The organism is Streptomyces sp. NPDC031340, from assembly GCF_055569945.1.
Window position 1 is genome coordinate 49,516 of the sequence record NZ_JBVIIE010000042.1, and the last position, 13,613, is coordinate 63,128.

The window sequence follows — 13,613 nt, forward strand, 5'->3', positions numbered from 1 at the left end:
GTTGCCGGGCTCAGCCGTAGACCCGGAATCCGGCGCCCGTCTTGCGTCCCGCGCGGCCGGCCGCCACCAGATGGCCCAGCAGCGGTGCGGGCACGGTCCCGGGGCGGCGGTCGGCGTCGTGCAGCACGCGCTGGATGCTGAGCGACACGTCGAGGCCGATCACGTCGAGCAGTTCGAAGGGCCCGAGCGGATAGCCGCACCCCAGCCTCATCACGGCGTCGATCTCGTCGGCGCCGGCGTAGTGGCTCTCGGCGAGCCGTACCGCGCCGTTGAGGTAGGGGAACAGGAGCGCGTTGACGATGAAGCCGGGCCGGTCCATGCACTGCACCGGGTGCTTGCCGAGCCGCCGGCACATCTCCCGGGCGGTGTCGACGTGCCGGGTCGCGGTCTCCAGGGAGGGGATGACCTCGACGAGCCGCATTACCGGCGCCGGGTTGAAGAAGTGCAGGCCGATGACGTCCTCGGGCCGCCCGGAGGCCAGCCCGCACTCGATCACCGGCAGGCTGGAGGTGGTCGTCGCGAGCAGCGCGCCGGGCCTGCCGACCGCGCCGAGCCGGGCGAACAGCGGCTTCTTCACCGCCAGGTCCTCCGCGACGGCCTCGATGACCAGGTCGCGGTCGGCGAGCCGGTCCAGGTCGCTGGTCGGCGCCAGCCGTTCCAGCGCGGCCGTCTGGTCGGCCTCGGTGAGCCTGCCGCGGCGCACCGCGCGTCCGGTGGAGGCGGCGACCGCCTCCCAGGCGGACTTGGCGCGCTCGTCGCTCCGGCCGACGACCAGCGTGTCGACGCCGGCCTTGGCGAAGACCTCGGCGATGCCGGTGGCCATGGTGCCGGTGCCGACGACGCCGACCCGGCGCACCCGGGACGCGCCCTGCGAGGGGCGCGCGGGGGCGGGGCCGGTGGCGGAGGGTTCGCGGTAGTCGTAGAAGCCGCGGCCGGACTTGCGGCCGTGGAGACCGGCCAGGGCCATGTGGCGCAGCCGGCGGGCGGGTTCGAAGGCGGGCTCGTCGTAGCGGGCGGCCAGCGCGTCGAGGACGTCGCAGGCGGTGCCGGTGCCGATGACGTCGAGGAGTTCGAACGGGCCGCTGGGCAGCCCGCAGCCGTACCGCATGGCGGCGTCGATGTCGTCGCGTCCGGCGGCCCGCCGCTCGTACATGGTGACGGCCTGGTTGAGGAAGCCGAACAGGAGCGAGGCGGAGACCAGGCCGGGGCGGTCGCCCAGGATGACGGCCTCCAGGCCCAGCGCGCCCACGAGTTCGCGGACGCGTGCCACGGCGGACGACTCGGCGATGACGGTGCGGCCGATCTCCGCGAGGCCGGCGGCGGGCAGCGGCAGGTGCAGGCCGACGACCCGTCCGGGCCGCCCGGAGGCCGCCGCGAGGTCGGTGAGGGAGAGCGCCGAGGCGGTGGTGGCGAGGACGGTGTCGGGCGGGCAGGCCCCGTTCAGTGCGCGCAGCACCTCGGTCTTGACGTCCCGCCGCTCGGGCACGGCCTCCACCACGACCCGCGCCGAGGCGAACTCCGCCCAGCCGCGGGCGAGCCGGATGTGCCGGCCGGCGGCCCGGGCCTGCTCGGGCGTGTCGAACAGCTCGGTGATCCGGGCCCGCGCGTCGGGGCGCGGATCCCGTACGACGACGGCGTGCCCGGCGAGCACGGCCCGGCGCAGCAGCGCCCCGCCGATGACGCCGAGGCCGACGATCCCGAGCGCGGCGCCGCCCGGCTCCTCGGCGGCCGCGGGCGGGCGGGCGGCTGCCGGCTGTGGTGTGCCGTCCGGTTCCCGGTTGTCCGCCGCGCTCATGCCGCCACCCCGCTCAGCAGGGCCCGGTCCGACGGGGTGGCCGTCTCCCGGAAGCGGTGCAGGGCCGGTTCGTGGCGGGCGCGCAGTTCCGGGTCGCGGACGCCCAGGCCCTCGCCGGGTGCCAGGCACAGCACGCCGACCTTGCCGTGGTGCTCGTTGCGGTGGATGGACTCCACGGCGCGGGCGACGTCGTCGAGGGCGTAGGTGCGGGACAGGGTGGGGTGGATCCTGCCCTTGGCGATGAGGCGGTTGGCCTCCCACGCCTCGCGGTAGTTGGCGCAGTGCGTGCCGATGATCCGCTTCAGGGACATCCACAGGTAGCGGTTGTCGTACTCGTGGACGTATCCGGCGGTGGAGGCGCAGGTGACGATGGTGCCGCCCTTGCGGGTGACGTAGACGGAGGCGCCGAAGGTCTCGCGGCCGGGGTGCTCGAAGACGATGTCGACGTCCTCGCCGCCGGTCAGCTCGCGGATGCGGGAGCCGAGGCGCTTCCACTCCTTCGGGTCCTGGGTGTGCGGGTCGCTCCAGAAGCGGTAGCCCTCAGCGTTCCGGTCGATGATCAGCTCGGCGCCCAGCGAGCGTGCCAGGGCGGCCTTCTCGGGCGAGGAGACGACGCAGATCGGGTTCGCGCCGCCGGCCAGCGCGAGCTGGGTGGCGTAGGAGCCGAGGCCGCCGACCGCGCCCCAGATCAGCACGTTGTCGCCCTGCTTCATGCCGGCCCCGTTGGGCGTGACGAGCTGGCGGTAGGCGGTGGAGTTCACCAGGCCCGGTGCGGCGGCCTCCTCCCAGGTGAGGTGCTCCGCCTTGGGCAGCAGCTGGGTCGCCTTGACCAGCGCGAGGTCGGCGAGGCCGCCGTAGTTGGTCTCGTAGCCCCAGATGCGCTGCTCGGGGTCGAGCATGGGGTCGTTGTGGCCTTCGGCGGCCTCGAGTTCGACGGAGACGCAGTGCGCCACGACGCGGTCGCCGACGTTCCAGCGCCGTACGCCGGGGCCGCGCTTGACGACGACGCCGGCGAGGTCGGAGCCGATGACGTGGAACGGCCGGTCGTGGCGGGCGGCGAGCCCGCCGAGCCGGGCGTACCGCTCCAGCATGGCGAAGGTGGGCACCGGTGCGAACAGGGCGCTCCAGACCGTGTTGTAGTTCACGGCGCTCGCCATGACCGCCACCAGGACCTCGCCGGGGCCCGGTTCGGGGGTGGGCACCTCCTCGATGTGCAAGGAGTCGGCGGGTTTCCGGTCGTGCAGCGGCACGCCGTCGAACATGCCCGCGTCCGCCTTGTGCAGCACGGCCGCCCGGTAGGAGTCGGGAACCCCCAGGGCCGCCACGTCGGCCGGCACCGAGTCCGGTGACTCGATCGCCTCCACCAGTTCGCGCATGAGCAGGCACCGCCTTCCGCGGTTCTCGCCGGTGTGCGCCGAGGACGACCCGACTTCCCACCGGAAGAGAACTCAACAGAGAATGAACTCAACAGGCAAGGAGTTTTACACGAAGCCAGGACCCCGGCAAGCCCCGTCCCGACCCACCCGCGACGCGCCCGCGACCCGCCCCCGCGTCCGGACGCCCCTTGTCCGACATCGCCCGGCATGCAAAACTCACCAGCAGTTGAGTTCCTTGGTCGTTGAATTTTGTTCGTCTTCCCAGGCACCCGAGGGAGCTGCCGTGACACCGCACCAGCTCGAGTCCCTGCAGGCCACCGCGATCGCCGGCATCGCCGGCATCCTGATCGTCGGCACCGCCCTGGCGCACCTGGCCCGCAGAGTCCGTCAGCCTGCCGTCATCGGCGAGATCACCGCGGGCATCCTGCTCGGCCCGAGCCTGCTCGGACTGCTGCCGGGTGACCTGACGCACCGTCTCTTCCCGAACGATGTGCGGCCCTTGCTGTCGATGGTGGCCCAACTGGGCCTTCTGTTGTTCATGTTCACCGTCGGATGGGAGCTGGACTGGGCCTCCATGCGCCGCCGCAAGAGCTCGGTGGCCGCCGTCACGGCGGGCAGCATCCTCACGCCGCTCATCCTCGGCATGGGCGTCGCCGCGATCCTCTACCACAACCACTCGGTCGTCGACGGCGAGAAGGTCCCGATGACCTCCTTCACCCTCTACCTCGGCGTCAGCATGTCGATCACGGCGTTCCCGGTGCTGGCCCGCATCCTCAAGGACAACGGCATCAACCGTACGGCGGTCGGCGCGCTCGCCCTGACCAGCGCGGCCTTCGGCGACGTGCTCGCCTGGTGCCTGCTGGCCGCCGTGGTCGCGGTGGTCACCGCGTCCGGCCCCACCGGGTTCACCGACACCCTGTGGATGTCGGCCGGTTACGGCGCCGCGATGATCGTCGTCGTCCGTCCGCTGCTCGCCGGCGCCGTGGCCCGGCTGTTGCGGAAGGGCACCGGAGCCCAGCTCGCGGCCCTGGTCACGGCGGGCCTGCTGCTCTCCGCGTACACCACCTCGAAGATCGGCATCCACCCCATCTTCGGCGCCTTCGCCTTCGGCCTGGTCATGCCGCGCAAACCGCACGTCCCGCTGGAGGAGCGGATGCTCCGGCCGCTGCAGCACGCCGGGGAGCTGATGCTGCCGGTCTACTTCATCGTCACCGGGCTCTCCGTCGACATCGCGGACATGTCGCCGACCGCCTGGGGCGAGCTGGCCCTCATCCTGTGCGCCGCGATGTGCGGCAAGCTGCTCGGCGGCGGTCTGCCCGCCCGGTCGTTCGGCCTGAGCTGGCGGGAGTCCACCGGCGTGGGAGTGCTGATGAACACCCGCGGCCTGACCGAACTGATCATCCTCGGCGTGGGACTGAACCTGGGCGTGCTCGACGAGACGCTGTTCACCGAGATGGTCCTCATGGCGCTGATCACCACGGCGATGACCGGCCCGCTGCTGCCCTACCTCTTCCCCCACCGGCTCGGCCTGGTCGCCTCGCGCCACACCGCCTCCGTGGTCCGCATGCCGGAACCCGCGGAGCAGGCCACCGACCTGGCCGGGTGACCGGCCACCCATCCGGCCGGGTGACCGGCCGCGGGTCCGGTCCGGTGACCGGCCGCCCACCCGGCGGGCTACCGGCCGCGGGCCCGGCCCGGTGACCGGCCGCCGACCCGGCCGGTGACCGACCGCGGGCCGCCCCACGAGGGCGGGACGCGTCGAACGGCACCCGCACGACAAGCGGCGTCCGGAACCACAGAAGTGACGTCCAGACAAGGAGATGGTCCAGGTGCACCCCGTCATCAGCACGCTGTCCCGGGTCTTCGACATGCCGTCGGAGTTCATCGGCGACGAGATGCAGCTCCGCGCCGTGGCCAGCTGGGACGACCTCAGCGCCGTGGAGCTCCAGGTCCACCTGGAACACGAGTTGGGCACCACCCTCGACGACCACCTCATCGAACGCATCGACTCCGTCGGCCAGTTGCGGGAGTTCTACGACGAACGGCTGGCCGAGCTCAGCTCGATGAAGGCCCCGCGGGACGCATCCGCCATCGCCCCTCCCCTGCCCGGACCGGCCGACCGGCCCGCACCGGCCCCGGCTCCTGAGGCCGCCTCCGAGATGGTGATCGGCGAGACCAACATCTCCGAGGTGGACCCGGCGCGCGGCCGGCTGGCCTACCGCGGCTATCCCGTCCAGGAGCTGATCGGCCGGGTGACGTTCGAGGAGGTCGTCCACCTGCTGATCCGGGGCTGGCTGCCCGACCCGGACGAGCTGACCGCCTTCCGCGCCCGGCTGGCGGCCGCGCGGGAACTGCCCTCCATGGTCGCCACCAACCTCGTGCTGAACTCGGGCTGCAGCACGTCCTCGGTGCTGCGCACGGCGGTGTCGGCACTCGCGGTCGCCGCGGAGGCCGACGCCGACCCGGCGGCCCACATCGACCTCGGGGAGCGGCTCGTCGCCCGCATCCCGACCATCTTCGCCATCCAGCAGGCGGCCCGTACGGGGCGCAAACTCCCGCGCCCCGAACCGGAGTTGTCGCACGCGGAGAACATCCTGCACATGCTGGGCCTGCCCCGCGACCCGGAGCGGGTGAAGCTGGTCGACCTGTGCCTCATCCTCCAGGCCGAACATGGCTGCAACGCCTCGGCGTTCGCCGCCCGCGTCGCGGCCGGCACCGGCGCCGACACCTTCGCCACCATGACCGTGGCACTCGCCACCTTCACCGGCCCGCTGCACGGCGGCGCCGCCCACCAGGTCATCGAGCTGGCCCGGGAGGGCGACAGTCCGTCCGCCGCCGCCGCCTACCTGCGCGGCCGGGTCGACCAGGCCCGCGAGGGGCGCGCCCGTAACGGCTCGTACGCCGAGGAGGACCCCCGGGTCCGGCCGCTGCGCGAGGCGGCCCGGCGGCTGCGCGGCAACCCGGACGGCGAGCGCGTCCTGGAGGTGCTGGACGCCGTGCGGACCGCCGCCCACCCGTCGAAGGGCCCCCGCCCCTACCTGACCGTGGACTGCTACGCCGCCGCCATCTACCACATGCTCGGCATGCCCTCCGACCTGTTCGTCCCCATGTTCGCCGCCGCCCGGGTCCCCGGGTGGCTGGCGCACGTCGAGGAGCAGCGGGCCCAGCAGGGGCGCATTCACCCGCGCCTGCGCTACGTCGGCCCGCGCAACCTGCGGCTGCCCAAGGCCCTCGGGCCCGGACACAACTGACCACCGACCGACGGCGGGAGGGCGCCGCCTTCCCCGTACCCCAGGAGAAGACGTGGAGTTCGGCTGGAACGAAGAGCAACAGGCGCGCTACGACGAGGTGCTGGCGGCCACCCGGGCCGCCTTCCCCGCGCCGCCGGACGGCGGGTTCTACAGCCGCAAGGACTGGCTGCGCCTCGGTGAGATCGGCATGCTCGGGGCCTGCCTGCCCGCGGAGCACGGCGGGCGCGGCCTCGGCGCGCTGGACACCGCCCGCGTGGTGGAGGCGGTGGGCCGCGGCTGCCTGGACACCGGACTGGTGTTCGCGGCCGCGGCCCACACCTTCGCCTGCGCCGTGCCGATCGCCGAGTTCGGCAGCGAGCCGGTGCGGCGCCGGCTGCTTCCGGAGCTGGCCGCGGGCCGGCTCATCGCGGGCAACGCGATGACCGAGCCCGACGCCGGCTCGGACTCCTCACGGCTCAGCGTGACGGCGACGGCGGTCGACGGCGGGTACCTGCTCAACGGCACCAAGAGCTTCGTCAGCAACGGCCCGGCCGCCGACGTGTACGTGACGTACGGGACCGTGAACCCCAAGGCGGGCTTCCTCGGCGTGACCGGCTTCGTGGTGGAACGCGGCGCCGACGGCCTCATGGTCGGGCAGCCGTACGAGAAGATGGGCATGCTCTCCTGCCCGGCCGGCGCGATCACCTTCGAGGACTGCTTCGTCCCCGAGGAGCAGGTGCTCGGCGGCGTCGGCGCGGGCGCGGCGATCTTCCAGCACTCCATGGGCTGGGAGCGGGCCTGCCTGTTCGCCCTCTACGTGGGGCTGCTGGACCGGCTCGTGGAGCAGTGCGTGGCGCACGCCCGCGAGCGGCGCCAGTTCGGCCGCCGCATCGGTGAGTTCCAGTCGGTGTCCAACCGCATCGCCGACATCAAGCTGCGGCTGGAGAGCGCCCGGCTGCTGCTGTACCGCGCCTGCTGGTCGATGGACCGGGGCGAGCCGTCGGTGCTGGAGATCGCCCTGTCGAAGCTGGCCGTCTCCGAGGGCGTCCTGGCCTCCGCCGCCGACGCCGTACGGGTCTTCGGAGGGCGCGGATACCTGCGCGAGGACGGCATCGAGGCCGTCCTGCGTGACGCCGTGCCCAGCACGATCTTCTCCGGTACCTCCGACATCCAGCGCCAACTGATAGTGAAGGAGATAGGGCTGTGAGGCTGCACCAACTCGTCATCGACTCCGCACGGCGCGCCCCCGACGCCCCGGCCGTGCGCACCTCCCAGGGGATGCACACCTACGGGGAGCTGGACGAACTCGCCGACCGCTACGCCGCCGCGCTGCACCGGCGCGGTGTGCGGCCCGGCGACCGGGTGGTGCTGTGGACCCACAAGACCGTGGACGCCGTCGCCCTGATGCAGGGCGCGCTGCGCGTCGGCGCGGTCTACGTCCCGGTCAGCGCCAACAACCCGGCCGCCCGCGTCCAGCGCATCGCCGCGGGCTGCTCCCCGGCCCTGGTGGTGGCCGACGCCGACGGCGTCCGCCGCGCCGCCGACTCCGACTGGCCCGACACGGTGCCGCTGGCCGCCTTCGACGCCGTACGCGACGAGGCGCCCGCCGCGGACGCCCCGCCGGCGCACGACAGCCAGCCGGACGACCCGGCCTACATCCTGTACACGTCGGGTTCCACGGGCGAGCCCAAGGGCGTGTGCATCAGCCACCGCAACGCCCTGTCCTTCGTCCGCTGGGCCGTCGCGGAGACCGGGCTCACGGCCGCGGACCGGCTCTCCAATCACGCCCCGTTCAACTTCGACCTGTCCGTCTTCGACCTGTACGGCGCCTTCCAGGCGGGTGCCTCGGTCTTCCTGATCCCCGAGGGCCTCGCCTACGACCCGGCGCAGCTCGGCGCGCTGCTGCGCGAGCAGCGGATCAGCGTCTGGTACTCGGTGCCGTCGGCGCTGATCCTGATGATGCAGCGCGGCGACCTGCTGGCCGGTGACCCGCCCGAGGCGCTGCGGGTGTGCGTCTTCGCCGGCGAGCCCTTCCCGATCCAGCAGGTGCACGAGCTGCGCAAGGCGTGGCCGGACGTGCGGATGTTCAACTGGTACGGGCCGACCGAGACCAACGTGTGCACCAGTTACGAGGTCACCGAACGGGACCTGGGCAGCACCCGCGCGCTGCCGATCGGCGCGCCCGCCTCCGGCGACCGCATCCGGCTGCATCCGCCGCGGGCGCGGGAGGGCGAGATCGTGGTGAGCGGCCCGACGGTGATGCTCGGCTACTGGGGCCGTGAGCCGCAGCAGGGCCCGTACTTCACCGGGGACATCGGGCGGATGGGCCCGGACGGGATGCTGGAGTACGTGGGCCGGCGCGACCAGATGGTGAAGGTGCGCGGTCACCGGATCGAGCTCGGCGACGTCGAGTCCGTGGTCGCCGCGCACCCGAGGGTGCGGACCGCGGCGTGCGTCGTCGTGGGCGGCGGCCTGGACGCGCGCATCCACGCCGTGGTGGTGCCCGAGGGCCCCAAGGCGCCGGGCCTGCTGGAGCTCAAGCGCGACTGCGCCGACCGGCTGCCGCTGTACATGGTGGTGGACGCGGTGCACGTCGTCGACACGATGCCGCTCACGGCGAACGGCAAGACGGACCGTCAGGCCCTGGTGGAGCGCATCACGGCCGTCGATCCCGGGTGACCTGCGATGTCCGCGGCCCTGGCCTTCCTGGGCCTCACCGACGACGAGGATCTACAGATGCCCGAACAACTCCGTTCCTCCCTTACCCTGCCTGACCAGGTCGACCTGCACACCTTCCGTTCGGTGATGGGGTCGCTGCCCACCGGCGTCAGCGTGGTCACCAGCATCACGTCCGACGGTGAACCGCGCGGCCTGACGTGCAGCGCCGTGTGCAGCGTCTCGGCCTCCCCGCCGCTGCTGCTGGTGTGCGTGAAGCATCCCAGCGGCACGCTGGAGGCCATCCACGAGAGTTCCGTCTTCGCGGTGAACTTCCTGTCCTCCGGGATGGCCGAGACCGCCAGGACGTTCGCCTCTCCGGTGCCCGAGCGGTTCTCGAGCGTGGCCTGGACCCCGGGCAAACGGATCGCCGCGCCGGTACTGGACGCCAACGTGGCCACCGCCGAGTGCATCCTGACCAGCAGCTATCTGGCGGGCGACCACCAGATCCTGATCGGGCGCCTGGTGCACGGCGACGTCAGCACCACGCACACGCCGCTGGCCTACTGGCGGGCCCAGTTCTCGGAGGTGACCGCCCAGCCGGCCGCCTGAGCAGCCCGCGACGCCGCCGGCCTTCCCCTGCGTCCCGGGGAAGGCCGGCGGCGTCGTGGTGTCCGCCCTGGTGCTGCGGTGTCCCCCGTGGGGGTGGGGCGGGGCCGTCTCAGCGCCGGGCGTGCGGCCGCGGCAGCGCGCGCAGGACGCCGCCGACGTAGGCGTGGAAGGCCGGGTCGTCGAGCAGGAAGTGGCCGCCCGGCAGCCACTCGACGTGGACGTCGCCGGAGGCGTGGTTCTCCCAGTCGCGCAGGCCCGCGTCGTCCACCATCGGGTCGTCGGTGCCGGCGCACACCCACAGCGGGCAGCCGAGCGGGGGTCCGGGCAGCGCCTCGTACGTCTCCGACAGGGTGAAGTCGGCGCGCAGCACCGGCGCGAACAGCTCGATCAGCTCGGGGCGTTCGAACAGCTGCGGCGGGGTGCCGCCGAGCCGGCGTACCGCGTCCAGGAAGGCCGGGGCGGCGAGCCGGTGGATGTCGGGGAAGGTCTTCCGGGCGGTGGGGCCGTTGCGGCCGACGAGCACGACACCGCTCGGCGGCCGGCCCAACGCGCTCCAGTGACGCGCCAGTTCGTAGGCGAAGGCGGCGCCCATGCTGTAGCCGAGCAGGAGGTAGTGGCCGGTGGTGTGCGGCGCGGAGGAGCGCACCAGGTCGCTCAGCACCTCCGCGAAGTCGTCGCGCACGGGCTCGGCCATCCGGCGCCCGTGACCGGGCAGTTCGAGCAGCTCGGTGCGGGCGGCCGTGGAGAGGACGGTCCGCAGTCCGGTGAAGGCCTGCGCGGCCCCACCGGCGTACGGCAGGCACAACAGCGCCGGCGCGTCGGCGGGAGCGGTGGATGCAGCGGATGCGGCGGATGCGGCGGATGCGGCGGGTGGCACGGCGGCGGCCGTGCCGGGAGGGCTCACCTGCATGACGGGATCTCCTTCTGCTGAGCCACGCCGGCCGCGGAAGGCGCCGACGCGGGAGAGGGCGGGGAGGAAGCGAGGTGACCGGCCGTGGAGGGGGCGAGGTGAACGTCGGCGGCCGGGGCGAGGTGAACGGCCGTGGACGGGGCGAGGAGACCGGCCGTGGACGGGGCGAGGAGACCGGCCGTGGACGGGGCGAGCAGACGTACGCCCGCTCCTGCCGTGACCAGGGTGCGGATGTCCGGCGGCGCCGGGGCGGGCCGGCCGGCGTCTCCGGGGGCGGCCGCCGTGAGGAGCTCGTCGTCGTGGCCGGGGAGGCGGCCGAGGACCCGTACCACGTCGCCGCCGCCCGCCACGGCGACCGCCGCGCGGAATCCGGGGCCCGCGTCGAGCAGCCACAGCCGCCAGGCGCGCCGGGGATCACCGGGGGCGCGGTGGACGCGCACCGGGCCGCCGCGGCGCTCGCCCGGCGCGACCCACACCGCCGTGAGGTCGCCGGCCAGGCCGGTGCCCAGCGCCTTCAGGACCGCCTCCTTGCACGTCCAGTGCGTGAACAGGGCGCCGTGCGGCGGGTCTTCGGCGCTGCCGGGACAGCGCAGGTCCTCCCACGGGGAGAGGATCTGGCGGCGCAGGCCGGCCGGGTCGCGCAGCGGCGTGACGCGTTCCACGTCGACGCCGACGGGGCCGTCCCGGCTCACCGCGACGAGCGCCAGGCCGCCGGTGTGGGACAGGCTGACCCGCAGCCCGGGGTCGCCGCTGACGTAGGGCTTGCCGAACTTCCCCCGGACGAAGGCGACGCGGTCGGGGCCGCGGCCCGAGTACAGCGCCGTGACCGCCCGCAGCGCGGCGTGCGAGCAGGCGTACAGCGTGCGGGCGGAGGGGACGACCCGGCCGAAGCGGCGCCGTTCCTCGGGCGCCAGCAGCCCGGCGCAGCGCCGCAGCAGCGCCTCCCGCCGGGGCCCGGGGCCGGGTTCGGGGACCACCCAGACGTGCGTCTCACCTGGCGGCGGACCGTACCGTGCTCGGTTCATCGGGCCTCCAACCCCCTCGTTCGGCCGGTCATGGCCGGCCCCTTGACGCGGAACTCAACACTAGTAGAGTTCATCAGGAAATGACATCATCAGGCGTTGAAATCTACGAGTGTTGAGCTTCTCGCCGGCACCACTTCTCAACGCGTCTCAAGGAGGCACGGCGTGGCCAGTGACCGCGAAGAACTGCTCTCCCAGCTCACCGAGTTCGTCCAGGAACGGCTGCTCTCCGAGCCCGACTCGCAGGGCCTGGCCGCGGACACCCCCCTGCTGGAGTGGGGGATCCTCACCTCGATGAACACGGCTCAGCTGCTCACGTTCATCCGTGACGAGCTGGGGACCAACATCCCGCCGACCGAGCTGACCGGCGGCAACTTCCAGAACCTGGACAGCATCACCGACCTGGTGCTGACCCTCCGCTGACCCCGCGTGCGCACGGCCGGCACGCGACCTGAGCGGCCGCCACGGAACGCGCCCGACACCACATCACGACAGGAGATCACGTTGTCCGAGGCATCCGAGAACAACGGCTACGACTACGACATCGGCATCATCGGCGGCGGTCCGGCCGGTGCCACGGCGGCCGCGTACCTCGCCAAGGCGGGCCTGTCCGTGGTGGTCTTCGAATCGGAGACCTTTCCGCGCGAGCACGTCGGCGAGTCCCTCGTGCCGGCCACCACCCCGGTGCTCATCGAGACCGGAGCGATGGAGAAGGTGGAGGCCGCGGGCTTCCCCAAGAAGTACGGCGCCGCCTGGACGTCCGCGGAGGACCGGGACATCCCCCACAACGGCTTCACCGGGCTGGACCACGACTTCCGCTCCGCCGAGGTCCTCTTCAGCGAGCGGGACCAGAACGGCGTCGACCGGGACCACACCTTCCACGTGGACCGCGGCAAGTTCGACCAGATCCTGCTGCAGAACGCGGAGAGCCTGGGCGCGAAGGTGTACCACGGCGTCCGCGTCAACCGCGTCGACTTCTCCGACCGCGACCGGCCGGTCCTCGAGGCCAAGGTGGGCAACCAGGCGATCGGCGTGCCCGTCCGCATGGTGGTCGACGCCAGCGGCCGCCGCACCATGATGGGCGCCCAGCTCAAGTGCAAGGAGCCGGACCCGGTCTTCAACCAGTACGCGGTGCACACCTGGTTCGACGACTTCGACCGCAAGGCCCTCGCGGTCAACAAGGACCAGGCCGACTACATCTTCATCCACTTCCTGCCGCTCGAGGACACCTGGGTCTGGCAGATCCCGATCACCGACACCATCACCTCCATAGGCGTCGTGACGCAGAAGGCCCGCTTCAAGGCCGCCAAGAACGACCTGGAGACCTTCTTCTGGGACACCGTCGGCAGCCGCCCGGCGCTCAAGGAGGCCCTGCAGAACGCCCGCCAGGTCAAGCAGTTCAAGTCCGAGGGCGACTACAGCTACGCCCTGACGAAGATCGCCGACGACTCGCTCGTGATGATCGGCGACGCGGCCCGGTTCGTCGACCCGATCTTCTCCAGCGGCGTGAGCGTGGCGCTCAACAGCGCCCGGCTGGCCGCGGCGGACATCATCGCCGCCCACGAGGCCGGCGACTTCCGCAAGGAGCGCTTCGACACCTACGTGAAGACGCTGCGCAGCGCGGTGAGCAACTGGTACGAGTTCATCTCGATCTACTACCGCCTGAACATCCTCTTCACGGCGTTCGTCCAGGACCCGCGCTACCGCCTGGATGTCCTGAAGATGCTCCAGGGCGACGTGTACGACGGCGAGCCCAAGGCCCTCGCGGCGATGCGGGAGATCGTCGAGGCGGTGGAGAACGACCCGACCCACCTGTGGCACAAGTACCTGGGCAAGCTCAAGGCGCCCTCCGCCGCGGCCAAGTTCTAGGCGACAGAACCCAGTCGGCCGCTGCCGGGCCGTGGGGTCCAGGCACGCCCCACGGCCCGGCCGCTCGCGCACCTCCCTCGAGGCGCCTCCCTCGATGCACCTCCATTCAAGGCATCTCCATATCAAGGCATCTCCGTCAAGGCA

General features: G+C 72.6%; 11 protein-coding genes. 7 read left to right on the forward strand and 4 right to left on the reverse strand.

All coding sequences use genetic code 11. The features are described from left to right. Window positions 1–10 precede the first annotated feature (10 nt). Together ACZ5GT_RS28440 and ccrA are read right to left on the reverse strand one after the other, a co-directional pair. The gene (locus tag ACZ5GT_RS28440) at window positions 11–1,795 is read right to left on the reverse strand and encodes a 3-hydroxyacyl-CoA dehydrogenase family protein (RefSeq protein WP_469031771.1); all 1,785 of its coding nucleotides are present in this window, start codon (window positions 1,793–1,795) and stop codon (window positions 11–13) included. Next, complete coding sequence (gene ccrA, locus ACZ5GT_RS28445) at window positions 1,792–3,171, reverse strand: crotonyl-CoA carboxylase/reductase (protein ID WP_469031772.1); 1,380 nt, start codon at window positions 3,169–3,171, stop codon at window positions 1,792–1,794. The genes ACZ5GT_RS28440 and ccrA overlap by 4 nt, the downstream gene beginning before the upstream one ends. A 283-nt stretch (window positions 3,172–3,454) precedes the next feature. Between ccrA and ACZ5GT_RS28450 the strand changes: the two genes are divergently transcribed. The 5 genes from ACZ5GT_RS28450 to ACZ5GT_RS28470 all read left to right on the forward strand — a co-directional run bounded on the left by ACZ5GT_RS28450 (window position 3,455) and on the right by ACZ5GT_RS28470 (window position 9,668). Next, entirely contained in the window at window positions 3,455–4,777 is a 1,323-nt protein-coding gene (locus tag ACZ5GT_RS28450; protein WP_469031773.1) for a cation:proton antiporter, read from the forward strand. A 223-nt stretch (window positions 4,778–5,000) separates the two neighbouring features. Next, on the forward strand, window positions 5,001–6,422 hold the full coding sequence (locus ACZ5GT_RS28455) for a citrate/2-methylcitrate synthase (protein ID WP_469031774.1): 1,422 nt from the start codon (window positions 5,001–5,003) through the stop codon (window positions 6,420–6,422). Window positions 6,423–6,474: 52 nt separating this feature from the next. After that, window positions 6,475–7,608: an acyl-CoA dehydrogenase family protein gene (locus ACZ5GT_RS28460; protein ID WP_469031775.1), complete on the forward strand. Its 1,134-nt coding sequence runs from the start codon at window positions 6,475–6,477 to the stop codon at window positions 7,606–7,608. Further along, window positions 7,605–9,080, forward strand: a complete 1,476-nt coding sequence (locus tag ACZ5GT_RS28465; protein WP_469031776.1) for an amino acid adenylation domain-containing protein — start codon at window positions 7,605–7,607, stop codon at window positions 9,078–9,080. The genes ACZ5GT_RS28460 and ACZ5GT_RS28465 overlap by 4 nt, the downstream gene beginning before the upstream one ends. Before the next feature lie 6 nt (window positions 9,081–9,086). Continuing rightward, window positions 9,087–9,668: a flavin reductase family protein gene (locus ACZ5GT_RS28470; protein WP_469031777.1), complete on the forward strand. Its 582-nt coding sequence runs from the start codon at window positions 9,087–9,089 to the stop codon at window positions 9,666–9,668. Between the two features lie 109 nt (window positions 9,669–9,777). On the opposite strand, the gene ACZ5GT_RS28475 is transcribed toward ACZ5GT_RS28470, so the two are convergent. Both ACZ5GT_RS28475 and ACZ5GT_RS28480 read right to left on the reverse strand, forming a co-directional pair. Further along, complete coding sequence (locus ACZ5GT_RS28475; protein ID WP_469031778.1) at window positions 9,778–10,578, reverse strand: thioesterase II family protein; 801 nt, start codon at window positions 10,576–10,578, stop codon at window positions 9,778–9,780. Then, window positions 10,569–11,603 (reverse strand): 4'-phosphopantetheinyl transferase family protein, encoded by a 1,035-nt coding sequence (locus ACZ5GT_RS28480; RefSeq protein ID WP_469031779.1) that lies wholly within the window; start codon window positions 11,601–11,603, stop codon window positions 10,569–10,571. The genes ACZ5GT_RS28475 and ACZ5GT_RS28480 overlap by 10 nt, the downstream gene beginning before the upstream one ends. Before the next feature lie 162 nt (window positions 11,604–11,765). Here ACZ5GT_RS28480 and ACZ5GT_RS28485 point away from each other — a divergent pair, with 162 nt between their 5' ends. Then, the gene (locus ACZ5GT_RS28485; RefSeq protein ID WP_324784728.1) at window positions 11,766–12,023 is read left to right on the forward strand and encodes an acyl carrier protein; all 258 of its coding nucleotides are present in this window, start codon (window positions 11,766–11,768) and stop codon (window positions 12,021–12,023) included. An 81-nt stretch (window positions 12,024–12,104) separates the two neighbouring features. Further along, complete coding sequence (locus ACZ5GT_RS28490; RefSeq protein ID WP_469031780.1) at window positions 12,105–13,469, forward strand: NAD(P)/FAD-dependent oxidoreductase; 1,365 nt, start codon at window positions 12,105–12,107, stop codon at window positions 13,467–13,469. The last annotated feature ends 144 nt before the right edge of the window (window positions 13,470–13,613 follow it).